This is a genomic window from Paenibacillus sp. FSL R7-0273 (assembly GCF_000758625.1).
GTDB lineage: Bacteria > Bacillota > Bacilli > Paenibacillales > Paenibacillaceae > Paenibacillus_AQ.
This window is the reverse complement of sequence record NZ_CP009283.1, coordinates 312,283-335,471: the sequence shown is the minus strand read 5'-3', so window position 1 is coordinate 335,471 and position 23,189 is coordinate 312,283. Positions and strand designations below refer to the sequence as shown.

Below are 23,189 nucleotides of genomic sequence, written 5' to 3'. Positions count from 1 at the left end.
ATTATAGCGTCATTATCCCAGTTGCGCAAACGTTTGTACAGGATTATTTGGCCAGATCGCCGTTTCGTACAGATCCTGTATCGGAGGCCGGATTAGAAACCGGGAATATTGAGGCTTACCATAGATATAACAGCCCGATTAGGTTTGTAGTGAATGCGCCGCTCCTGCCCCGGAAGAAAGCCCCCGCTTCTAAGCCGAACCCCGTTATCGTGTACAATCAGCACAGGCCCCGGGCCGTCAGCCGGCTCCTCATAACCGGTCCCCAGCACCCAATGATAATCATAGGCAAACTCCCCCTGCCAGCGGAGGCTGAACCACTTATCGAATTTGACTGCCACCGGACGCCCGGCGTTAATTTCCGCTTTATACCGCTCTATATCGTTAAATACTGCTACTTCATGCCCGCCGCTCTTAATCTCATCCTTCCCGGAAGCAGAGCTGATATACCCGTGAACAGCCCGGACGAAGCTGCGTACACTCATGCCCCAGGCTCTCCCGCTGTGATGGCTGTATATGTAATTTATATGGGCCGCTTTGGTGGCAAAATGCCTGCTGCCGGGAATAAAAGCCGCTCCCCTGCGCGTATGCCAGAATTCCATCATCGCGGCCAGAGTGGCGGGCCCGCACGCAGAGCCGGGCGAATGAACGCCCGGCTCCCATTGTGTATAAGGCTCTGCTGCAAGGACGCGGCGGCTCTGCGATGTCCCGCTCATAAAGCGATCCGCTCCTGCCGCTTCTGCAGAACACGCTCAATATCCGATGCCTGAAACGGCTTGCTGATGAAATCCTCCATTCCTACAGCCAGGCACCGTTCCCTGTCCTCGGGCCGCGTGAAGGCTGTTACAGCCACCAGATACGGACGGTTATCCGGCGCAAGCTGGTCACGGATTCTGGCTGCGGCGGTAAGCCCGCTCATCACCGGCATCTGCACATCCATAAACACAAGATCATACGGCTGCTGCAGCACATTCTGCAGCGCCTGCCGGCCGTCCTCTGCCAGGTCCGCGGCGTATCCCCGTTTCTGCAGCATGGTCAGCAGAAGCTTCTGGTTGACCGGATGATCTTCGGCCACCAGAATCCGCAGCGGGCCGAATTTGGGCTCCACCCCGGGAATATCCCCGGGAAGGTGCAGTCCTGGCTCTCCCGGCTCCGGCAATGCGTAGGAGGCGGTGCCCGCTTTTAGAGTATTACTAAGCCCTGTACCTGCAGTATCATCCTCCACGGGAGCCTTATCCGGTTCATAATCGAGATGCATCGGCAGGGTGAAATAAAAGTTGGCGCCTTCGCCCTCCCTGCTGTCTACCGCAATAGCTCCTCCCATAAGCTCCACAAGCCGCTTGCAGATAGACAGGCCCAGTCCGGTACCGCCATATTTGCGGTTAATCGCCGGATGCAGCTGCGAGAAGGATTGGAATAACAGGGACTGCTTCTCCGGCGGAATCCCGATTCCGGTATCCTGCACGCTGAACTTAAGGGTCATTTGGTGCTTGTTAGGGCAGAATTCCGTCTCCACGGCAATATCCACCGCTCCCTGCTCGGTAAATTTGACCGCATTGCTGGCCAGATTAACCAGTACCTGGCGCAGCCGGTCTGCATCTCCGGTAATCATCTCGGGTACATCCGGGGCGATCCTGCAGGTCAGCTCGATATTTTTCTCCTTTGCCTTGGGCAGGAACAGCTCCGTGACACTTTCCATCACCCACTCCAAATTGACCGGCTCCTGGGCAAGCGTCATTTTCCCGGCTTCAATTTTACTCAAATCGAGGATTTCATTCAGAATATACAGCAGCGAGGCACTGCTCTCACTGATAATCGCAGCATACCCGCGCTGCTCCTCATTCAGCTCCGTGTCCACAAGAAGGTCGGTCATGCCCATAATGCCATTCATCGGGGTTCTCAGCTCATGACTCATAATGGCGAGGAATTCCGATTTGGCCTGGTCAGCCTTTTCGGCAGATTCCTTGGCGCGGATGATCTCCTGCTCGTTGGTAATATCGCGGAAGACAACAACCGCTCCGATACGCTCGCCTTTATCAAACAAAGGGGTTACCTGATATTCGGCCAAAAAGCTTGATCCGTCCTTCCGCCACAATACCGCATTATTGCTCTGAAGCGACTCTCCCGCCCGTACAGCCTGCATCAGCGGAGACTCCTCAGGCCGCGAATAGATACCGTCCAGCTCCGTCTGCTGAATATAACCGAGATAAGGCTGCCCCATAATTTCACCGTAGGCGAAGCCCAGCATCTGCGCTCCCGCCGGATTAATAAAGGTCACTCTGCCTTCCGTATCAAGCCCAAAAATCCCCTCGGACACCGCATTAAGAATCAGGGTGTAGTCATTGCTGAGCTTCTCGATCTGCTCGGTATAGCGGGTACGTTCGGTTATATCGCGGGATATGCCGAAGACCCCGACCACCTCGTCATCAATAATGATCGGGATATTGGTTGTATTGATCTCTACCAGATGTCCTGATTTATGAATCAGAGTCAGATCATAATTTTGCGGCACACCCCGGACAGCCATGTCAAAATGGCACTTCGTCTTTTGAACATCCTTTTCATGCACAAGCGGTCCGTAATAATTGCCGATCAGCTCCTCCATGGAGTAGCCGGACAGTTCCTCAAGAATAGTATTCGCCGTTAAATAGTCCCCTTGCAGATTCATGGAATAAACCGCTGACGGGTTATATTCAAACAGCGATTTATAGTGCTGCTCGCTCTCCTGCAGCCTGGCCTCAAACTGCTTGCGCTCGGTGATATCCCGTCCGACGGCAATGATCTCGGCAATCTGCCCGTGTTCATCAAAAATATAGCGGCTGTTCGTCTCAAACCAGACGTAGCTGCCGTTTTTGTGACGGTACCGGTAGGATATCGGCGGAATAAATCTGTCCGCCTCGCTTTGCGCCATCATCTGCTGCATCATCAGCAGATCGTCCGGATGAAGGTAGTCATAGGCGCTGGTGCCGACCATTTCCTCAGGCTCATAGCCCAGCAGCGAGCTGCTGGCGGGAGAGCAGTACAAGAAGATGCTGTCCTTAACCGCATGGCGCGAGATCAGGTCCAGGGAATTCTCCGACATCAGGCGGAAATTGCGCTCGCTCTCCCTGAGCTGGCGCTCCATCTGCTGCCGCTCGGTGATATCCTGCATCATCCCGATCAGCTGGATCGGCTCTCCATCCGGATTCAGAATGACATCCCATTGGATATTGATCGTGAGCTCACTATGATCCTGGAGAATCAGCCGGTAAGCAGCCTCTCCGGAGGCTCCCCGGGCCAGTGCCCGCTCAACATTCTTATAGAGATAATCAAGATCATCAGGATGAACCAGGTCAACAAGAGTCTGATAATCCATCCCGTCTTTCCCTGCCTGGATATGGAGCATCCGCTGCAGCTCTTCCGAGAAAGACAGCTTGCCCTTAGCCAGATCCCAGCTCCAGGAGCCGATCCGGGCAACTCTCTGCGCGGCAGCCAGAGCCTCTTCATTCTGTTTGCGGCTGTTCACGTTCCGGCCGATGCCCATAATTCTGGTAATTTCATTATTCTCATTCCGCAGCGCATGAAAGGAGGTTTCAAACCAGATATAGTGACCGTCCTTATGGCGCAGACGGCGGATATAAGTATCATTCCCGAGCAGCCCGTCCGCCAGGTTCATGCTCCTGCTATCATCGGGATGGTAGAATTCCAGCCGGTTCCTGCCGATCATCTCCTCCGGCGTGTAGCCTATAAGCTTCAGCGAAGAGGGGGAAATGAAGCTCAGAATACCGTCGGGCTGGGTAAAGGAAATCATGCTCTGATCATCTTTTATAAATAAATCGTATAAATCACGGCTGTCTACAGTAAGCTGATCCGCGATTTTACGGTCTGTTATATCCGCTGCATATACGATAATGTGCGGGGAGTCCTGTCCGGCCTCAGGACGCACTAAGGTAAGGGACAGCCACAAGGGGCGGCCTGCACGGCTGTAGAATTTCAGTTCCTTCACGGAGGTTGCCCCAGGTGCAAGTGAGCGCGGGTCTATCGTTTCTGTCAATGACAGCCCCTCCTGCTCAGCCGGCGGTGCAATCAGGCTGCCGCAAACGGTGTTCTGGAGAAAGTCAGCTTCATTGCAGCCCAAGATATCGCATAATGTGGAATTGACCTTAATCCACTTATGCGCCTCTATGGCCCACACTGCCATTCCTACCGGGGACATCATGAATGCCTGATCCAGAATACTATGATTCTCTGCCAAGTAATCCATTTATTTAGGGCCTCCTTCATCACGAGCCGGCTCCTATGCAGACTCTCTGTTTAAACTCTTTCTACAGTATACGACAAGTGGACAACGGAAGAAATGTATGACACACGCATAGGGTATAAATACCGAATTTTAAATATTGACGCTGCCCCGCAATTCCACTAAAGTTTAGACCAATAATATATTAAACTGACTTGTTACGCCGGAAGCACCCGTAATAAAGGCTTATTTGCCTTTACTGCGGGTGTTTTTTGCTTTACCGGCTAACAGGGCTATCAGGAGGAGGAATCTTGTGAACAAACGTATGCAAATCTATCTTGCAGTACTCGTTCTAGTGATGCCCTTATTCGCTTCAGCAGGCAAGGCGGCGGCGGCAGCCGTTGTGCTGACCCCGTCCATTCAGGCAGCCTTTGATCTGACCGCCGCAGCCGCCAATGCGCAGGACCGGGCCAGGCTGAAGAGCCAATACAGCGAGCTGGACAGCCTGGCTGCGCAGTATGACAGCAGGGAAGAACAGATCCGTGTCCTGCATGAACGAAACGCCCAGAGCCTGATCACAGTCCGTAAGCAGATTACGGAGATTGACCAGGCGGCTGTAGCCAAGCTCACGGCAACTGTTGCGAGCACCAAGGCGCGTTACCAGCCTCTTTTCGACCAGTACAGCGCGCTGAACAGCCGGATCACACTCGTTAAGAAGCTCAAGGACAAGACATTGAACGCTATTCTCAAGACCCAGGCGGAGGCTATGAAAATCACGGTCCAGATCGCCCGCCAGGATATCAGGGACAAGGAAGCCGTGCTGAAAGCGGCCAAGGAGGCCCGGACCCGGAAGATTGCCGCCGCCCGTAAAACCTTATCGGGTATCGAAAGCCCCCAGGCATCCATCAAAACCCAGAAAAGCGCTGCCTCAGCTCTAAATAAGCGGATCACAGCCGACTTCAGCAGCTTCAAGACTGCCATCCGCAAGCAGAACCCTGCTCTTGCCGGACAATCCCTGGCCTCGCTGGTTTCGGGCTACAGGCAGATTGCGGTCAGCAAACAGAAGATTATCGAGCTGGAACAGAAGGTGGCTGCGGTGATCGCCGAAGCGTTAAAGCAAACCGGCTCCTGATTGGCTCCAAGGGTATCCACAGCCCGACAATGTGCATATGGTGATAGAGAGATCTTATGAAAGCCGGCCGGGAGGAGGCCCGAACTATGCATATCTGTATCATCGCACCGGAGCAGTTCCCGCTGCCGGGGGACGGCTCTGTAGAAATCTGCATCTGGGCGATAGCCAGACGCCTGGCCGGAAGACATAAAGTAACTGTAGTCAGCCGGGCAACCGCCCTGCTTCCGGACTCTGCCGAGCTGGAGCAGGTGCGGATTATCCGCCTGGCTTCGGGTACTCCGCGCCGTTACCAGGCTTCCGTGCTCCAGTTCCTGCAGCAAGAGTCCTTTGATATTATCCAGGTCGATAACCGCCCGCTGCTTATGGCTGCCGTCAAAGAGCGGCATCCCGGCACCCCGGTGCTGCTGTATCTTCACTCCCTGACCTTTGTTCCGGCCGGGCGCAGAATAGCACGCTCCCTGGCCCGCGCCGACGGGATTGCCGTCAACAGCCGGTCGCTGCTGGATAAGCTGTCCGGGCGCTTCCCCGGGATACACAGGAGGCTCAGCGTTGTCCCGCTGGGCGCAGAGCTCTCCCGGTTCACACCCGCGGAGCTGCCGGAGCGCCAGCGTCTGCGCAGGCAATACCGGCTGCCTCAGGCCTTTACAGTGCTCTTTGCAGGCAGAATCATCCCCCGCAAAGGGGTACCCGTGCTCATCAGGGCAATGTATCACGTGAACAAACGGCTGCCTGCCCATCTGGTTGTTGCCGGACAGGGCAAGCCCGCGTATATCCGCCAGCTGAAGCTTCTGGCCAGAAGGCTGGGCGTGTCCGTCTCCTTCCCCGGGAAGATTGCCCATGAGCAGATTCACAGCCTGTATCAGGCCGCGGACTGCTTCGTCTGTCCCTCCCAGAGACATGAAGCGTTCGGGCTGGTCAATGTGGAGGCGATGGCCTCCGGGCTGCCGGTCATCGCTTCAGACAACGGGGGAATCCGGGAGATTATCCGCTCCGGCCACAACGGCTATCTTACCGGAAGATACCGGCAGGCTCTGCCTTTTGCCAGGCTGCTGCTGAAGGTCGGCAAAAGCCCGGGGCTGGCCGCAAGAATCGGCTTGCAGGGCCGCAGCGATGCCCTGCGCACCTTCGACTGGAATCATACCGCCTCCCGCCTGGAGGAGCTGTATCAGTCATTTCTTCATGCCTGACAGAGGGGAGCCGGCCTGAACAGCGCTCCTCTGACTTGCGACAATATGTATAAAGAACTTTGTGACCATTCTCGCAGGATATGATCTGCGGCGGCCATTATACTGTTATTGTAAGCGTTGCCAATAACAAACGATGTTAACTTGTACCGCCACCCAGATGCTGGCAACCCCCTACAACACATTATTCCGCTGTAGAAAGGGTGCATCCTTATGTTAATGATCAAAGCTATTATTAGACCGGAGAAGGCAGATGAGGTTATGGCTGAGCTAATGCTTGCCGGCTTCCCCTCCATCAGCAAGATGGATCTGCTTGGGCGCGGTAAACAAAAGGGAATCCAGGTCGGAACCAACCACTACAATCAGATTTCCAAAAAGCTGCTGATGATCGTCATCAATGACGACGAGAAGAATGATGTCATCAGCATTATTATGAGAACGGCAAGAACCGGGGAGCATGGCTCCTTCGGCGACGGTAAGATTTTTGTGATGCCCGTGATGGAGGCCTTCACCATCAGCAACGGCAAAAATCTGCTGTAGCCTCCCCGTCTAAGCCAGCCTCCATGACAAAAGGGACAGCGCTATGCCTGCCGGCGGATAAACCCGCCACTGCGGCACATGCTGTCCCTTTCCTTACCGTTTATTTGTATCAGATCAGCTGAATAACGGTCAGCACCAGCCCTACCACAAAGCCGCAGACCGCACCGTTGACCCGGATCCACTGCAGATCCTTCCCGACCTTCTCCTCCAGCATATTCACCAAGCTGTCATCATCCATCTGATCCAGATTTTCCTTGACCAGAACACCGATACGGTAATGATTAGCCTCTACCAGAGCAATCAGTGAAGCACGAATGCGCTCCTCCCAGCCCTGGATGAGCTCCGTCTCCTTACTGACACGGCGGGCCAGCAGGCCATACAGGCTGAACAGCTTCCGGCCGCCGCTTACCCGGTCCTCCTCCAGCATGGCAATAGCCTTGCTGCGGACAACCTCAAGCTGCTTCTGCAGGAAAGCAGTAGCCTCTTCACCCTGCACTCCGTTTACGGCCCACTCCTTAAGCGAAGATATCTTCGTTTCGTCATTTACAAGCTGGAACAGGGCGACGCGGATCTCCCGGATAATCTGCTCGCGGTACGGATTATCTTCTTCACGGAAATCGCGGATACCGGACTGCAGCATGCCCTGCAGCATCTCCCCCAGCATATCGGCATCCATAAACCCGACAAAGGCCTGGAAGGCCATTCCCTTCAGTCCGCCAAGCTTCACTTCGGCCAGCTTTTCACTGGCCAGCTTGCCCAGCATGGCCCGTGTCTCCGGACGTGCGGTCCAGCCGGATACGCCTTCGAGCGCATAATCCAGAGCAGCTACATCCTTGCCGTCATTCATCAGCCTTGTGGCGATGGTGTCTGCGGCCCCGCCCAGCTCCGCTTCACGGATATACTCGGCGGCGGTCTTCTGCAGATAAGGCACCGCCTGCTCTACAGGCAGACGCAGCACGAAGGTGCTTACCTGCTCCAGAATTTCCGCCCTTACCTTCTTTCTGGACATAAACCTGGTCAGCAGGCCGCCGGCAAGCCGGATGATCCGGATGCCGCGCAGCTTATTTTCAATGCTGGCCTTGTTCAGCAGCTCGTTCTCCATGGCGGAGATCAGTGACTGGACAATTTTGTCACGGCTTTTGAGCAGCAGCGAGGTATGCGGAATCTTCAGGCCCAGCGGATGGCGGAACAGCGCCGTCACGGCGAACCAGTCGGCAATCCCGCCGACAAGGCCGGCCTCAAAGCCGCCCCGCAGCAGCTCAAAGGGTATATTATCCGGCAAGAACAGCGTGATCAAAAAGCCGCATGCCATTACAACAAGTGAGATTGTTGCTAAATTTCTGGATTTCATTCATACTCCCCCATTTTCCGGCGGTTTCATCAATAGTCTGCCTTATATTGTAGCACGTCCGGGTGGTTTTCCGGAAATTCCGGCAAGCCCATGAAAAGGAATTTTTAATTTACAGAGAATTAATGATAAAATACAGGAAATGATTTTCAAAGTCCCAGAGGTGCGGATTAGAACGTACAGAAAAAGGAGAACAACAATATGCTGATTGCACTTGATATGGACGGAACACTGTTGAACGAAAATGGAAACATCAGTCCGGAGAACCGCGAAGCGATTATTCATGCCCAGAGTCTGGGCCATATTGTGGCGATTGCAACCGGACGTTCTTATATGGATGCTGAGCGTCAGCTTCGGCTGTCCGACCTGAATTGTCCTGTTGTAGCTATGAACGGGGCGCTGCTGATCCTGCCGGACGGCTCCGAGGCGGTGAGCCGGCCGCTGGACAAAGAGGATATTATTCCGGTGCTGCGCTGGATGAACGAGGTTCCTGAGCTGTATTACGAGGTGTATACTGAGGACAATGTATATGTAGAGCTGGACAAGCGTGTCCGTCTGGAAAAGCTGGCAGAGCTTAAGGATGAGGAAATTCCAGAGGGCTTCGGCTGGCTGCTGAAGGCGATGATCGCCAAGCAGTTCCGCCAGGCTGCCGTAACGTATGTGGAGAGCATGGAGGAGATCTGGGGCAAGGAGGAGCAGCATATTTATAAGGCGCTTGCTTTCTCACTGAACCGCGAGGTCCTTAAGGAAGCCTCCACCCGCTTTGCTGCTATTCCCGGCCTGATTATTACAGCTTCCCATGAGAGCAATATTGAAATCAATCACAAGGATGCCAACAAAGGTACAGGGGTCATGAAGCTTGCTGCACACTACGGTATTCCTGAAGAGCAGGTGGCCGTAATGGGCGACAGCTATAATGATCTGCCGATGTTTGAGCGGGCCGGCTACAAGATTGCCATGGGCAATGCCGCTGAGCTGCTGAAGGAAACTGCAGATTTCATTACATTCACCAATGCCGAGCATGGTGTCGCTGAAGGAATCCGGCATCTTCTGGATAAGAAATAGGGGGTGCCCATGATGAACATGCATCCGGGGATTGCCCAGCTCTATAACAACCGGCTGCTGCGGACAGAGCTGGAATGCGAGCTGTTTGACCTTGCGCTGGAGGGGCTGGCCGGTGACACGGAGGATGCCGTAATCCAGCAGATTTTCAAGGTGTTTGACGATGAGACCGGGCATGAGGAAGTGATGTTCGGGCTTGTTCATTTTGTGGAGAGCTGCCACATGGAAATGTACCTGACCCAGCTGCTGGAGTCGCTGCCGGACATGCTTGAGCCTGCCCGGGGCTGGGCGATTGTGCTTAACGAGCGGATTTTGGAGGATAACCTGTTCAGGAGGGAATACACCGCCATTGCAAAGGGTATGTCTCCCCGCGTGAAGCAGGCGCTTGTATTTCTGCTTGAGGAAATCCGCGAGAATAAGCCCCGTCAATATGAACGTAAAGTGAACACCCTGCTTGGCAAAATAAAGTAAACAGGGGAACCGCTTTTCTATATAGAAGTGCAGTGTTATATTGAAGATTGGCTAATGGACTTATATTGAAGGTGAATCTGATGAACAAGCTTTTATTTCATAATATCCCGCTCGGTGCAAGCGGTGAACGTATTCCCCAGGCGGCAATTGCCTCAGCCCGGACCAGCCGTGAGACGGTGAAGCCGGGGGAAGGTGATGCCGCTTATTTCCGCCGGCTTGAGGAGGGCGGAATCCTGCTGAACCCGCCGCAGATTGCAGCGGTGCGGCATCACGAGGGACCGCTGCTGACGCTGGCCGGTGCAGGCTCGGGTAAAACCTCGGTGCTGATCTGCAGAACAGGCTACCTGCTGTCCGTGCGGGGAATTTCCCCTGCGCGGATGCTGCTGCTTACCTTCTCCAGCAAGGCGGCGGCGGAGATGCGCGAGCGCATCGCTGTGCTGCCCGGCGTCGCCGAAGGCGATGCCGCGCGCCTGCAAGCCCGTACCTTCCACTCTTTCTTTCTTTATTTTCTGAGGCGTCAGGGGCTGCGGCAGGATATCTTTCATGAGACACGCCGCCAGCACATCCTGCTGAAGCAGATTATGCGGGAGCTGGGGCTGCCAAAGGATGCTTATCCGCCGGAAACGCTGCTTGCCCTGCTGTCTTCCTGCAAGATGAATATGAGGGATGCAGATACGCTCCCTGAAACAAACACCGCCGAGCAGGAAATGAAGGCGATTCTGAAACTCTACGAGCAGTGGAAGCAGGATCATAATAAGATGGACTTCGATGATGTGCTGCTGATTGCCTATAAAATGCTGCTTGAGCAGCCCCAGCTCCTGCAGGAGCTGCAGCAGAAATTCCAGTATGTCATGGTAGATGAGTTCCAGGATACGAATGAGCTGCAGTATGAGCTGGTCAAAATGATTGCTTATCCGCAGAACAACCTGATGGTCGTCGGCGATGATGACCAGACGATCTACTCCTTTAACGGAGCGCGCAGTGAATTCATTCTGGAATTTGAAAAGCTCTATCCCGGGGCAAGAGTCGTTACCCTGGATATCAATTACCGTTCCGGTCCGGCCATTATCGGCCTCGGCAACGGCATCATCCGCCACAACCTGCGCCGCCGCTCCAAAACGCTGCAGGCGGCCAGAAGCGGAGGCGCACAGCCCCGGTATCTGCGCCCGCAGACGGCGGATGAGGAAGCCGAGCAGATTGTCGACCATATCGTAAGCGAGGTTGGCGGCGGCAGCCGGGAATACCGTGATTTTGCCCTGCTGTACCGGGCCTCCAGCAGCAACCGGGCCGTACTGGAGCTGCTGCTGCTGCGGGATATCCCCTACATCGATTACGGTGAAGGGCAGCTGCTCTACGAGCACTGGCTGATCCTGCCGGTGCTGGACCATTTGCGGCTGTCACTGAACCGGCGCAACTTTGCCGCGATGGAGAGCATTATGCCGACCCTGTATATGAACCGCGAAACCGGCATGGAGCATATCCGCCGGATGGAGGCTGTCCAGCCCAAGCAGGGACCGCTGATTCATCTGCTTTCTCTGCCCGGCATGGAGGATTTCAAGGGCACCAAGCTGCGGGAGCGGCTGGAGCTGATCCGCGGCCTGGCTGCATTGACGCCGCTGCAGGCGATCCGCCGTATCCGGACAAGCTTCTATGACTACTTCATAGAGGCTAATGAGCGGCATCAGGCTACTCTGCACCGTGAGACGCTGAAGGAAATGCTCGACGAGCTGGAAACCTCGGCTGAGCGGTTCGACAGCCTCCCTGTCTTCCTCGACTTTATTGCCAGCATTACCGAACGCAATGAGCTGAGCCGCCAGAGCGGACTGAAGGAGCAGGGCAACCGTGTTGCCCTGATGACCATCCATAAATCCAAAGGGCTGGAATTCCCCGTTGTTTTCCTGCTCGGGGCCTCGGAGGGCATTCTGCCCCACAGCTCGGCGCTCGAGGGCGACCGGCTGAAGGACCGCAAGGCCGGTCAGCTCCCGCCCGCCGGCAGCTTCAGGGCAGGCAGCGATTCCGGCATCGCTGCACTGGAGGAAGAGCGGCGGCTCGCTTACGTCGCCGTCACCCGGGCCCGGGAGGAGCTGTTCATCAGCTCCCCGGCCAGACACCGGGGCAAGAAGGCGGAGGTCTCCCGCTTCATGCTCTCCGCCTTCCGCTCTGCTGCTGCCCCGTCCAGACCTGCCGCTACCACGACTTCCAGCGTGTCCGTGAGCAGAATCGGCGTGTCCAGGGTGCACACCTCCGGCACAAACGGAAAGGCACGGACCCACACCGTTCCAGTATGGAACTGTACCGGCGCCCGCTGCCCAGGCTGGACCCGGATGAAGGCCGGCGGGGCGGAGGACCATCTGGCCTCCAAGCCCTGCCCGCTGTGCAGCTCCCCGATGGAGAAAAGCACCCGCGAGGTTCCTGTGTAAGCAGGGCAGGGACAGCTTGGGCTATCAGCGTCATTCCCATAGTGTCCTGCCCGTGTTGCAGAGGGCTTGCCTGACTTCCTCTTTACGCTGCTCTGCCGCCAAAGGCAGGCCGCCTATGCAGCAAAAAGGACCATCGCCCGCACCGGGCAATGGTCCCTTTTTGCTATTGCTATGTCCAGGCCCACAGAAAAGCATCGCGGTCCCAGGCGATCCGTCCGCCGTGCAGCTTGCGGAACGCTTTTTTCACATCCTTGGCCAGTGAGGCATTTCCGTTCTCGTTCACAAACACAAACTGCTCGCCAAAGTTGGCCTTAACATATTCAATCGCGGCGGTCTGGTGCAGGGTCCCGGTGAACCGGATCTCCTTGACCATCCACTCTGCTACTTCCTGTGCGGTAACTTCCATCAGGCTGCCGCCCCTTTCACATCCTGTCTGCTGTTGCCCTTACATTATAGCATGGAGGAGTGAAGGCCGCTCCGGTGCAGCCAGCAAGACTAACGCTTCCGTGCAGCCACACTCACGACACCGTAGCGGTACAGCACCTTGCGGCCGAACCAGTTGAACAGCCGGTCGGTAAAGAAGCCCATGAAGCCGAGGCAGAACAGCCCGACAAAAATCCAGTCCGTCCGGAAAAACAGCCGCGAGTTCCAGATCAGATAGCCTATACCTTCGTTTGAAGCAATCATTTCCGCGCCGATAATCGCCATGTATGAGGTGCCCATTGCCAGCCGGATCCCCGTGAAAATATACGGTGTGGTCGCCGGAACGATGACATGCAGCAGAATCTGCCATTCACTGGCCCCCATGCTGCGGGCGGAGCGGATTTTGTCCTCCTCCACCGACATCACACCGGTCAGCGTATTCAGCACCACGATGAAAAAGGTGGCGTACATGATCAGCGCAATTTTGGACTGCTCCCCGATCCCGAACCATACCAGAAACAGCGTGATAAAGGCGATAGGCGGAATAAAGCGGATAAAATTCAGAAACGGCTCGGCAAAAATCCGGATGATGTTTACTTTGCCGATAATGAGCCCGATTGGAACAGCCAGCAGGCTGCCGAGCACCCAGCCCACCAGCACCCGGTAAAAGCTGATCCCGATGTACTGCATCAGGGTACCGTCGCTGACCAGCTCCCGGCCGCCCTGGAGTGTGGCCCACGGTCCCGGAATAACGTCAGGGCCGTATATCAGCGCACCCAGCTGCCAGATGCATAAGGCGGCCAGCCACAGCAGCGTGACGGAAACCCATTTTTTCTCCACCCATTTCATCATCTGTCACACCCTTATCTATTCTTCAAAATGACCCTGAATCTTGTTGTACAGCGAGTAGAACTCAGGGGAGGCCACATCCCGCGGAAAAGGCAGCGTATTATCGTAAATATCGGTGATGTTGGAGGAGGGACCGACCGACATAATGCCGATCCGCTCCCCGAGCAGCAGCGCCTCCTGAATATCATGCGTGACGAAAATAACCGTCTTGTGCGTCTCCCGCCAGATATTGACCAGCTCCTTCTGCATCGTCCGCCGGGTCATCGCATCCAGAGCGCCGAACGGTTCATCCATCAGCAGAATGGCCGGATCGTTCGCCAGCACCCGGGCCAGCTGCACACGCTGCTTCATGCCGCCCGACAGCTCCTTAGGAAACTTCTTCTCATGCCCCGACAAGCCGACAAGCTGAATGAAGCGGTCTGAAATCTGCTTACGCTCAGCCTTCGGCGTCTTCTTCATCCGCAGCCCGAACTCCACATTTTCCCGCACCGTCAGCCAGGGGAACAGGGAGGAATCGGCCTGCTGGAAGACAACCGCACGGTCTCTGCCCGGCCGGTCAATCTCGACATTGTCCACCTTCAGGTTGCCTCCCGATTTCGAGACAAACCCGGCGATCATATTCAGCAGCGTCGATTTGCCGCAGCCGCTCGGTCCGAGCAGAACGAAGAATTCCCCGCCTTTGATCACCAGATTGACGTCTTTAATGATGTAATGAACGTCTCCTGTAGTCAGGGCGCTGTAGCTTTTGCGCAGCTGCTCAATCTGAATGGCATGACTGTTAGATAGTGAGGACATCCAAGGCACCTCCTGAACATTTTGAATGGGTGGTTAAAATTTCTCGTTAAACTGATCTCTTTACTCTCCGTAAGTCACGGTATCCGGCAGCACTTTTTTAAGAGGCTCCAGATTGATTACTGCCTTCAGGTCGAAATCCTTCTCGATGATTCCCGCACCGAGCATATAGGCCTTCTGTCCGGCCAGGCTGTCATAGGCAGCCGGTGTAAAGCCGATAATCCACGGATTGAGCGGCAGATCCTTTAATGTATTTTCCTTAGGCTGCTTCACTTCGTCATACATAAGGTCCGCCACCTCTTCCGGATGCTCCTGGGCATACGCCGAGGCTTCATCGACCGCAGCCAGGAAATTGCCGATTCCATCCGGATTGGCTGCGATGAAATCATCACTGCTCACAATGCCCATGCCGAGCCGCACCGGCGTTTTGGACATATCGCTCAGCTCATGCACATTCTCCAGGGCAGCCAGCTTATCAACAAGCGCCGAGCCGATGACCCAGGCCGCATCGATATCCCCCTGCTTCAAGGCTATAAAAGCTTCGTCAAAGCCTCCCTGTCCGGTCAACGTCACATCGCTCAGCGCAATGCCCTGCTCCTTCAGGTATTCATCCCACAGGTACGGAATAAAGGTGCCGCGGATGAAGCTCAGATTCTTGCCCTTCAGATCAGCCGCTGACTGGATATCATCTCTTACGTACAGCTTCCAGGCTGCTGCCGCCTGATCCGTGGCCTGCCCCGCAGAAGCTATGATGGAATAGCCCCCCTTGGATACCGCATTCAGCACCGGAAAGTCTGCACCGTAGGCTACATCGACCTGCTTAATGAACAGGGCGTTTACCCCCTCGGCCGGTGAGGCAAAGGTGACGATTTCTGCGTCAACATTATGATTTTTGAAAAAGCCCATGTCCGCCGCCACCCGGAACACCGGATTGGTGTTGGTGTCGGCGATTTTGATCTTTAGGGCTGCGGGCTTGCTGCCGCCTGCCTCTCCGGACGCGGCCGCATCACCTTTGGAGCTGCAGCCGGAAAGGATAGTAACAAGGGAAAGGGATAAGAGCAGAATAACCGGTCCGTACCAGGTTCCTCTTTTTTTCATGACAATCCACCTCTTCGTTATATTAATGGGCTAACCCTTGCGCTGCAGCACACCCTCATCTGCCGTAGCCACACAAGCGGCCCCCTCTACGAACGGCAGCGTTGTTGCGACACTAACCACGGAATCTGAGCCTTTTGGCGCTGCACCCGGTACTCTGAAGGTCGTTACATCAATCGGCTCAATCTCGGTTTCCTGCGGCTTCGCAAGCTGCGGAACCCAGGCGTAAGGCACCCGGTAAGAGCGGTACACCATATTGGTATTGCGGCGGTCTGTGTACGGCGAGACGTACTCCCACACAATTTCATGCTCCGCGGTTACCTCGAACAGGCGGCCGTTGGACCCTTCGGTAATCAATGTATTGCCGTTCGGCAAGCGCTGGGCGGAACTGATATACGGGCTGTAGAATTTGTAAGAATCCGTAGGGACGGAGAAGCCGGCCTCTGCCGAGGTGTATTGCCACTCAATTTCAAAAGTAACCGGGTTAATCTCGAGAATCCGTGAATGATCGCGTACGGCGTTTTTCTGGCCAAAAGGGGATGCCGGATTCGGCAGGCCGTAGCCACCCCACCCGCCGTTATCAAATACAAGCAGGTTGCCTTCACCCGGCAGGCCCTGCGGAATAATGTGGGCATGATGCTGGCCGATAATCCAGCCGATATGCTTCACCTCAGGCAGGGAATAGTCCGGTCCGAGCCGCCAGACAATTGCACCTGTCGCTCTGTCGGTAATGGCGATAATGTTCGCTTCACGGGCATCCCAGATAATGTTGTCCGGGTGGAAGCGTTCGTCCCCGTTATCATAGAATTTGTTCGGACCTACGTAGGAGGCAGAGTTGATATGCAGCCAGTCGCCGATGCCGCCGCCCAGATGGCCGAAGGAGCGGGTATTGGGATCACGGAACAGCACATTGCGCGCCGCCTCATCAAAGCCCAGCTCAGCAAAATGATCGCTGGCCTTCCACTCCCAGACGATGTTGCCTTCCCAGTCCACCTCAAGGATGGTGTCGTCCAAAAGCTCTTTGTTGGAAATGTCATGGTTGTGCAGGTTTTTGTGAGCCAGGATCAGCGTCTTGCCGCTATGCACCTGCGGGTCAAGCTCTGGAGCATAATAGCCTACCGGATTGCCTTCCCGCTGATAATCATGATGCTGGCGGGCATACCACAGCGGCTCATAGCCGGGGTCCTCGATGTGCTCATAGCCGTTGAACTTCCAGACTATGTTGCCGTCCCAGTCCACCTGCACCAGATCAACATTGTCCTGGATGCCGAACTTCGGGTCTCTTCTGCCTGTGCTGCCCAGCACATAGCCGCCCGGGAGAATCTTGGCCGGAAAGCCCAGCAGCCCCTGCCACAGATGGACCTCCTTGCCGTTCATGTCAATCAGCACGACCCCTTCCTCGCCCGCCTGATAGACGGTATAGCCGCTCCATGCCTTGGCCGGGTTGTATAAGGTAGCTCCTGTCGGGTAAATGGTTGAGTGTCCCATGATTATCTCTCCTTAAAAGTTTTGTTAGCATAAGCTCCCTGAATCTGCTTCGTACAAAAACTCGCTTCGGGAGCATACGCTTAGTTTTGTTTGATATACTTCACTGAATGGACTTCTGACAAAACTCACTTCGGAAGCATGTGCTTAGTTTTTGTGAGCGTACGCTCGCTGTCGGCTTAGGAAGCAGCATTTAGTTCGATTTTCGTCACCTAATTCCACCGGTTCTTAGCTTTTGTAAGGACTAGGTGGAAAATTGACACTTAATTGGGCCATAAACCTGCTACAAGCCCAAAATCAGCACATTAGTTAGCCTTTTTCCACCTAATATCCTTGTTTCAGCGTTTGCCCCAGAATTAGATGAACATTTTCCACCTAATCGGGCCAGCAGCAGCCTGTGCAGCAAATTCTCATACGACAGCAATCAGTCACGTTCGATAGCAATCAGTCTCGTTAAATAAAACGTATGTCCATCGTTGTTATATGCATATTTAATATTAGTTTCTGGTTCAGCTCTGAGTAACTTAGTGCGTTATTCCCAGCCCAATTATCGGTATCGCAGTCACTTATCAATACGGCGCAGATAACGGCACCTTAGCCATGTATCACCCGTCCCGCTTATCAGTAGCTTAGATACTTATTATCCGGTAAAGCTCTTCGCGGCTTCTGCTCAGGAGGCGGGGGCGGGGGAGCTTCGGCATTCTGTTTGGCCAGCTCCAGCAGTGTATCCGAGAATCCCTCCAGGTTCCGGGTGATCCGCTCAAAAAAGCGGCTCTGCTGGGCAAGCTCCTCCTCCGTAAAGCCCTCGAACAGAAGCGTGATACATCGTTCACCGATGCTGCTGTTGCGCTGAACCAGCTCCCGGCCCTTTGCTGTAATATCCAGCAGTACTGTCCTGCGGTCATCCTCCTTCCGCCTGCGGACTGTAAATCCGCCTGCCTCCAGCTTATCGCTTAGTGCCGTAATCGCACCGGAGGTGAAGTCGAGCTCTCCGGCCAGATCACCCAGCCGCTGCTCACCCTCCCGGATAATCTTGTTCAGGATCAGCATGCCCGGCAAGGTAATGCCCTCGACGTTCACGCGGTCACGCTCCTTCACGAATCTGCGCACCATTCTGCGGAACAGATAGTCTGCTTCCTCCAGCTGCTCCCATTGCTCGTCTGTCATAACATCCCTGCTTTCCTCTATCAGCCAATAACATAAATCCACAAAGTGCCGCTTGTACATGGAAGCTAACTCAGGTACTTTGCGGGGACCCCGGGTATACAAAAAAGGCTCCCGGCAGACTCCCTCCATAGGGTAGTACTGCGGGAGCCTTTGGCGGTCCAATCGGCTCAAGTCATTATTTCACTGTTCATTTAATTACTGATGAAGTATTGGTGCTATCATATAACCCTTTAATCACACCTGTCAAGTAAGAATTAAAAATTCCTATTATTCTTAACTTTAATTCATAGTGTTTTCATCGTAATTTCATGATGATTTCCCGTAACCCTCTTCACCCGCCTGACGTATGAACTAGAGTAAACCGGCACATACGATATTCAAGAGGAGTGAAGCACATGAAGAAATACGGACTAAGTCTGCTGCTGTTCATCCTGCTGATAGTCCCGGGCTGCGGGTTTGCCGAGAAGGTGGAGAACAGTGTCACCTTTGCGTCCGATACAGCCTCATACATGCAGACCTTAACAGCATTCGGGCAAGAGATGGAAACCTTGGCTACTGATGCAGCCACAGACACCCAGGCAAGAGAGGCCTTAACAGAACGGCTGAATTCCCTGAAGGAGCAAATTTCCGATTATGCCAATCTTCAGGTTCCGGAATATGCTACTGAGCTTCACCAGTCTATCGTCAGCTATAACGATAAGCTCCAGCAGGGCCTGGATCAGGCCGCGAATAACCTGGAGGATGGTAAGGCCGCCTTTGAATCGACAGGAATCCCCGAGACGATCAGCCAGATCAATGGTCTGCTGAACCAGATCAGCCAGCTGATTCCGCAATAACATACAAATCGCCTGCAGTATGAGCGAAAGCCATACCGCAGGCGATTTTGTATTATGGCTGGGACAGCCTGATCACATAAGTCGTAGATTCATACTTGTTATCCTTCACCGCGACCGCCGAAGCCAGCAGCTTCCTGCCCGAAGGGCTCCAGCGCAGCTGGTCGGCAATTTCAATGTCACTCAGCAGCTGAGTCTGTTCCCCGCTCTCCAGCTCGGTAATAAAGACCCCGTTCTGGTCGTCCGACGGATTCTCGGCAGTTAACGAGTAAGACAGCTTGCTGCCGTCCGGAGACCAGCTGGTTCCGAATACCTGCTGGCCGGAGGCAAGCTCCGCCAGCTCATTGCCCTCGCTGTCGCAGAGCATCAGCACCATTTCTCCCGGCCGGGTCCGCTTCACGATTGCCAGCCTGCTGCCGTCCGGAGAAGGTGCTACCCACACCACGCTTTGCTTCAGCACCTTGGACTGCTTTGAATCTGTATCATAAGCGGTCAGCCCCATATCTTCACCTGTCACATAGTAGAGAATGCCGCCAGACTGCACTACCTCATGCACATAGGATTCACCGGACTCCACGACAGCCTCTTTTGCCCCCTGTACATCGGTTCTGTAGACCACTCCATCCATGCCGGGAAACACGAAACGCCCGTCGTCCGCCCATTCTCCTTCCTCCACCCGGAACGGCGCTTCATCCACCTTGACGGCAGAGCCGGACTCCAGATCCCGGATATAGCCAAGGCCCACCATTTCATTGGTTTCTTTATACGCAACATACCTTTTGTCGGGAGACACCTGAGCCGCTCCGTAATTCTGGTCCCCTTCCTGCAGCGGCGTATCCTCCCCGGTAGAGAGGTTATGCAGATAGAGGTTATGCGGGTACTGCTCTAAGCCTTCAATCAGCTGCGGAGACAGACTGCGGTTTTCCTTGTCCACCACAATGATGTCCTCACTTACCCAATCCATGCTGCGCATGTCCGCCACCTTGTCGATGCCCTCCAGCTGCAGCCTGGTATATACAGATTCACTGGTGTTATCCATGACCGTAATCCTGGTGCCTGCCTGCTCAATGACCTGCCGCGCCTCCGTCTCTCCTGAGCTGCATGCCGTCATAGACAGCATAACCGCTGCGCCCAGCAATGCCAGCCCGGCCTTACCCGTCCTGCCGCCCGCTTGTCTGCTCATGATCGCTTCCCCCTACAATGTTGTTGCACCAAGAATAAACGAAAGTTATTTCCAAACCGCCGCAGGATGTTTCCAACTTGTAAACTTTAATTTACTGCACCAGCGGAAAAGAAAGCCGGAATGCCGTTCCCGCGCCCTCTGTCTCCAGCAAAACGATGGTACCGCCCTGCTTCTCCATCAGATTGCGCACGAGTGACAGCCCTAGTCCGGTACCGCCCGAAGCGCGGGCACGGTCACGGTTGACTGTATAGAACGGCTCAAAAATTTTCCCCCGCGCCTCCGCCGGAATCCCGATGCCGGTATCGCTGACCGTAATCTCCACCCGGTCCTCCCGGACCTCACTGCGCAGAGAGACCGCTCCGCCAGGAACATTATATTTAATCGCATTATCAATCAGATTGATGAAGATATGCATAAAGCTCTCTTTATCAATCCAGATATGGGCAGGCTCTGCATCAAGCGTAAGGGTCAGCCCGAAACGCTCTGCCTTACCGTTCATCCGCCCGCATATATCGCGCAGCCCTTCAGCCGTCTCAAACCGTTCTGCCTGTGACTCAAAATCATATTTCTCCAGCGCCGTCAGCTGCAGCACCTTATCCACCATTTCATAGAGCCGGTCCGTCTCCTTGGCAATGCTGGTCTTGGCCTCCAGCAGCAGCTGGGGGTCATCATCATACATGTTAAGGAGATCCACATAAGCCTTAATGGAGGTCAGCGGCGTCTTGAATTCATGGCTGATGTTACCGATATACTGCTTCTGCTGCTGCTCCAGCGCCTGAAGCTTGGTTACAGCGAGCTGCAGCTTGCGCTGTTCTTCATCCTTGGCCGCAATGCTCGACTCAATCTCTCTGCTCATGTAATAAATCCCCTCCCCCAGCTCGCCCAGCTCATCCCTGCGCTTAAGCGGCGGGGCGGAGATATATTCGGCGCGGCGGATCGACTCTGCCGCCCGCTTCAGCCGGCTGATAGCTACGGCAGCCCGGTTGAAATACAGATACCCGGTAATGAAGCTGAGCAGCAGCACGGCGGCACCGGTTGTCAGAAAAAGATTGCGGAGCGTCTGCTGGAACGCCTGTGCATTCTTCAGCGAATACTGCAGCTGCACCACGCCCATCTGTGCTTCAGGGCCTTGAAGCGGAGCCAGATACAGCAGCTTGTCTCCGTTGCTCTGGTAAGCGATTTTGTTCTGCAGTGCGTAGGCCAGCGCTTCGGCTGTACCCGGGATTGCCGGCACAGGCACACCTTGCACCGAGGTCCCCGCCTGCTCACCCTCCGCATCGTACAGCGTGACTTCCAGACCGGTAAAGCCGGCCAGCTCAGTCGCCAGCTCGCGGCCGCGCCGCTGCAGAAACTGCTGCGGCTCAAGACGGACCCCGGTATAATAAGCCTGCTTTACACGCAGGTTGACGGTTTTGACATGCTGGGCGAGGGAAGCCTCCGCCTGTGTCTGCTCATTGCGCTCTACCCCGCGCAGCACAAAATAGCTCAGCACGCTGACCGCCAGAATAAGCAGCAGCCCCAGGAACAGGCTGAATTTCAGCTTGATGCTGAATCTCATGGGTAGCCCCCGGCCGGCACCGCTTTATAGCCAACCCCGTATACAGTCTGCAGCATATTCTGATACGGGTCGCCGAGCTTTTTACGCAGCCGCTGAATGTGAATATCCACCGTGCGGGTACCTCCCGCATAGTCCATCTCCCAGACCTGCTCCAGCAGCTCCTCGCGCATGTATACACGCTGCGGGTGGGAGAGCAGGAGCAGCAGCAGGTCGAACTCCTTCGGCGTCAGCTCCAGCTCCCCATTCTTAAGCTCGGCGGAACGCCGCTCCGGATAGACGCGCAGCTCCCCGTATTCCAGCACCTCGCCTATGGTATCGCCCGTCTTCTTCTCCAGCCTGCGCAGCAAGGCCTTCACCCGTGCCAGCAGCTCACGGATTTCAAACGGCTTCGTCATATAATCATCTGCACCGAGCTCCAGGCCGACGATTTTATCAACAATATCATTTTTGACTGTGAGCAGAATAATGCCGATATCATCACGGTCCTCCAGCCGCCGGCACACATCATAGCCGTTCAGCTTCGGCATCATCACATCCAGCACCAGCACATTCGGCCGGAAGGTCTGTACCTTGGAGAGCGCCTCCTCCCCGTCGCCTGCCGTATCCACTTCATAGCCCTCCCGCCGGAGTGCGTAGGCAATAGCACCGGAAATGCTCTGTTCGTCATCGACGACCAGCACTTTTTTATTCACGGGCGGTTCACCCCTTACCCTTATGGTTTATTTACTATCTGGCACTGCTTCCCGCAGTAACCTGTCTGCTTCTGCTGATAGTATAACTTGAATTGTCTGTGCGGCCAAAGGCGCCGGTCGTCCGCATTCAACTTTAGGTAATCTTTAACCGGACTTAAGCTTAGCCTCAGCTTTCCCGTTTATAATGCACTTAAGCATACTTATCCTAGCCGACCTAGCCTATAACCCTTTACCGATATAATTAATGATGAAAAGAGGATATTTACATGAATATACAACGAGTGATGATTGTCGGGACCATGGTTGTTGCCATGTCTTTTGGAGGAACAACCTGGGGCAGAACCGCCGCCCTTGCCTATCCGGTAGCCAAATGGTCCGCCTCGGCCCCTGTGGCTGATAAGGATGAGCTGCTGGTCGCGCTGAACCAGTCCTCTGATGAGGAGCTGTACGAGTCGCTGTATGAAGGCAAATCCCTGAAGGATATCGCAGCAGAGAACGGCGGCGATGTGGACAGCGTCATTGATCTTCAGGTCGCACAGCTGACCGAGCAGCTGGATCTGCGTCTGGCCGGCGGCAGCATTACGGCTGAGCAGTACATAGCCCAAAAGGCCGAGCTGAGAGAACTCGTAACTGAAAGCATCTCCACTACATTCGGCTGATCCAGGATTTAGCCAACCCCAATATATCTTTATGAAAAAAGGCAGCCGTTCAGCAATTATCTGCTGGCGGGCTGCCTTTT

The 23,189-nt window shown here is 54.8% G+C and carries 20 protein-coding genes; 8 read left to right on the top strand and 12 right to left on the bottom strand.

The window, feature by feature from the left end; genetic code table 11:
• Nucleotides 1-92 precede the first annotated feature (92 nt).
• Together R70723_RS31780 and R70723_RS01470 are read right to left on the bottom strand one after the other, a co-directional pair.
• Entirely contained in the window at nt 93-713 is a 621-nt protein-coding gene (locus R70723_RS31780; RefSeq protein ID WP_052421147.1) for a C39 family peptidase, read from the bottom strand.
• Nucleotides 710-4,240, bottom strand: coding sequence for a PAS domain S-box protein (locus R70723_RS01470; RefSeq protein ID WP_039869207.1), 3,531 nt, complete (start codon nt 4,238-4,240; stop codon nt 710-712). The genes R70723_RS31780 and R70723_RS01470 overlap by 4 nt, the downstream gene beginning before the upstream one ends.
• 289 nt (nt 4,241-4,529) lie before the next feature.
• On the opposite strand from R70723_RS01470, the gene R70723_RS01465 reads away from it, so the two are divergent.
• The 3 genes from R70723_RS01465 (at nt 4,530) to R70723_RS01455 (ending at nt 7,072) form a co-directional block, all read left to right on the top strand.
• Entirely contained in the window at nt 4,530-5,348 is an 819-nt protein-coding gene (locus tag R70723_RS01465; protein WP_039869205.1) for a hypothetical protein, read from the top strand.
• 86 nt (nt 5,349-5,434) lie between these two features.
• Complete coding sequence (locus R70723_RS01460; protein ID WP_039869202.1) at nt 5,435-6,535, top strand: glycosyltransferase family 4 protein; 1,101 nt, start codon at nt 5,435-5,437, stop codon at nt 6,533-6,535.
• Between the two features lie 210 nt (nt 6,536-6,745).
• On the top strand, nt 6,746-7,072 hold the full coding sequence (locus R70723_RS01455; protein WP_039869199.1) for a P-II family nitrogen regulator: 327 nt from the start codon (nt 6,746-6,748) through the stop codon (nt 7,070-7,072).
• Nucleotides 7,073-7,181: 109 nt separating this feature from the next.
• On the opposite strand, the gene R70723_RS01450 is transcribed toward R70723_RS01455, so the two are convergent.
• Nucleotides 7,182-8,423 carry a DUF445 domain-containing protein gene (locus tag R70723_RS01450; RefSeq protein ID WP_039869196.1) on the bottom strand — a complete coding sequence of 414 codons (1,242 nt, stop codon included), beginning with the start codon at nt 8,421-8,423 and terminating at the stop codon, nt 7,182-7,184.
• A gap of 198 nt (nt 8,424-8,621) precedes the next feature.
• On the opposite strand from R70723_RS01450, the gene R70723_RS01445 reads away from it, so the two are divergent.
• The 3 genes from R70723_RS01445 (at nt 8,622) to R70723_RS01435 (ending at nt 12,373) form a co-directional block, all read left to right on the top strand.
• On the top strand, nt 8,622-9,485 hold the full coding sequence (locus R70723_RS01445) for a Cof-type HAD-IIB family hydrolase (protein ID WP_039869195.1): 864 nt from the start codon (nt 8,622-8,624) through the stop codon (nt 9,483-9,485).
• 9 nt (nt 9,486-9,494) lie between these two features.
• Nucleotides 9,495-9,953, top strand: a complete 459-nt coding sequence (locus tag R70723_RS01440; RefSeq protein WP_081957133.1) for an Imm30 family immunity protein — start codon at nt 9,495-9,497, stop codon at nt 9,951-9,953.
• An 80-nt stretch (nt 9,954-10,033) separates the two neighbouring features.
• Entirely contained in the window at nt 10,034-12,373 is a 2,340-nt protein-coding gene (locus R70723_RS01435) for a UvrD-helicase domain-containing protein (RefSeq protein ID WP_039869191.1), read from the top strand.
• A gap of 169 nt (nt 12,374-12,542) precedes the next feature.
• Here the strand turns inward: R70723_RS01435 and R70723_RS01430 are convergent, their stop codons facing one another.
• The 6 genes from R70723_RS01430 to R70723_RS01405 all read right to left on the bottom strand — a co-directional run bounded on the left by R70723_RS01430 (nt 12,543) and on the right by R70723_RS01405 (nt 18,184).
• A complete protein-coding gene (locus R70723_RS01430; protein WP_039869189.1) occupies nt 12,543-12,779 on the bottom strand; it encodes a DUF6953 family protein in 237 nt (78 codons plus the stop codon).
• Nucleotides 12,780-12,868: 89 nt separating this feature from the next.
• The gene (locus R70723_RS01425) at nt 12,869-13,645 is read right to left on the bottom strand and encodes an ABC transporter permease (protein ID WP_039878100.1); all 777 of its coding nucleotides are present in this window, start codon (nt 13,643-13,645) and stop codon (nt 12,869-12,871) included.
• Between the two features lie 18 nt (nt 13,646-13,663).
• On the bottom strand, nt 13,664-14,440 hold the full coding sequence (locus R70723_RS01420) for an ABC transporter ATP-binding protein (RefSeq protein ID WP_039869186.1): 777 nt from the start codon (nt 14,438-14,440) through the stop codon (nt 13,664-13,666).
• Nucleotides 14,441-14,500: 60 nt separating this feature from the next.
• A complete protein-coding gene (locus R70723_RS01415; RefSeq protein ID WP_039869184.1) occupies nt 14,501-15,535 on the bottom strand; it encodes an ABC transporter substrate-binding protein in 1,035 nt (344 codons plus the stop codon).
• A 30-nt stretch (nt 15,536-15,565) separates the two neighbouring features.
• On the bottom strand, nt 15,566-17,020 hold the full coding sequence (locus R70723_RS01410; protein ID WP_039869182.1) for an aryl-sulfate sulfotransferase: 1,455 nt from the start codon (nt 17,018-17,020) through the stop codon (nt 15,566-15,568).
• 618 nt (nt 17,021-17,638) lie between these two features.
• Nucleotides 17,639-18,184 (bottom strand): MarR family winged helix-turn-helix transcriptional regulator, encoded by a 546-nt coding sequence (locus R70723_RS01405; protein WP_039869178.1) that lies wholly within the window; start codon nt 18,182-18,184, stop codon nt 17,639-17,641.
• 395 nt (nt 18,185-18,579) lie between these two features.
• Between R70723_RS01405 and R70723_RS01400 the strand changes: the two genes are divergently transcribed.
• The gene (locus R70723_RS01400; protein WP_039869176.1) at nt 18,580-19,020 is read left to right on the top strand and encodes a DUF6376 family protein; all 441 of its coding nucleotides are present in this window, start codon (nt 18,580-18,582) and stop codon (nt 19,018-19,020) included.
• A gap of 52 nt (nt 19,021-19,072) precedes the next feature.
• Here the strand turns inward: R70723_RS01400 and R70723_RS01395 are convergent, their stop codons facing one another.
• From R70723_RS01395 to R70723_RS01385, 3 genes are all read right to left on the bottom strand, one after another.
• Entirely contained in the window at nt 19,073-20,200 is a 1,128-nt protein-coding gene (locus R70723_RS01395) for a TolB family protein (protein ID WP_039869175.1), read from the bottom strand.
• Nucleotides 20,201-20,291: 91 nt separating this feature from the next.
• Entirely contained in the window at nt 20,292-21,758 is a 1,467-nt protein-coding gene (locus R70723_RS01390; protein ID WP_039869173.1) for a sensor histidine kinase, read from the bottom strand.
• Nucleotides 21,755-22,450, bottom strand: a complete 696-nt coding sequence (locus R70723_RS01385; protein WP_039869171.1) for a response regulator transcription factor — start codon at nt 22,448-22,450, stop codon at nt 21,755-21,757. The genes R70723_RS01390 and R70723_RS01385 overlap by 4 nt, the downstream gene beginning before the upstream one ends.
• A gap of 266 nt (nt 22,451-22,716) precedes the next feature.
• On the opposite strand from R70723_RS01385, the gene R70723_RS01380 reads away from it, so the two are divergent.
• Nucleotides 22,717-23,109, top strand: coding sequence for a hypothetical protein (locus R70723_RS01380; RefSeq protein WP_039869170.1), 393 nt, complete (start codon nt 22,717-22,719; stop codon nt 23,107-23,109).
• Nucleotides 23,110-23,189 lie beyond the last annotated feature (80 nt).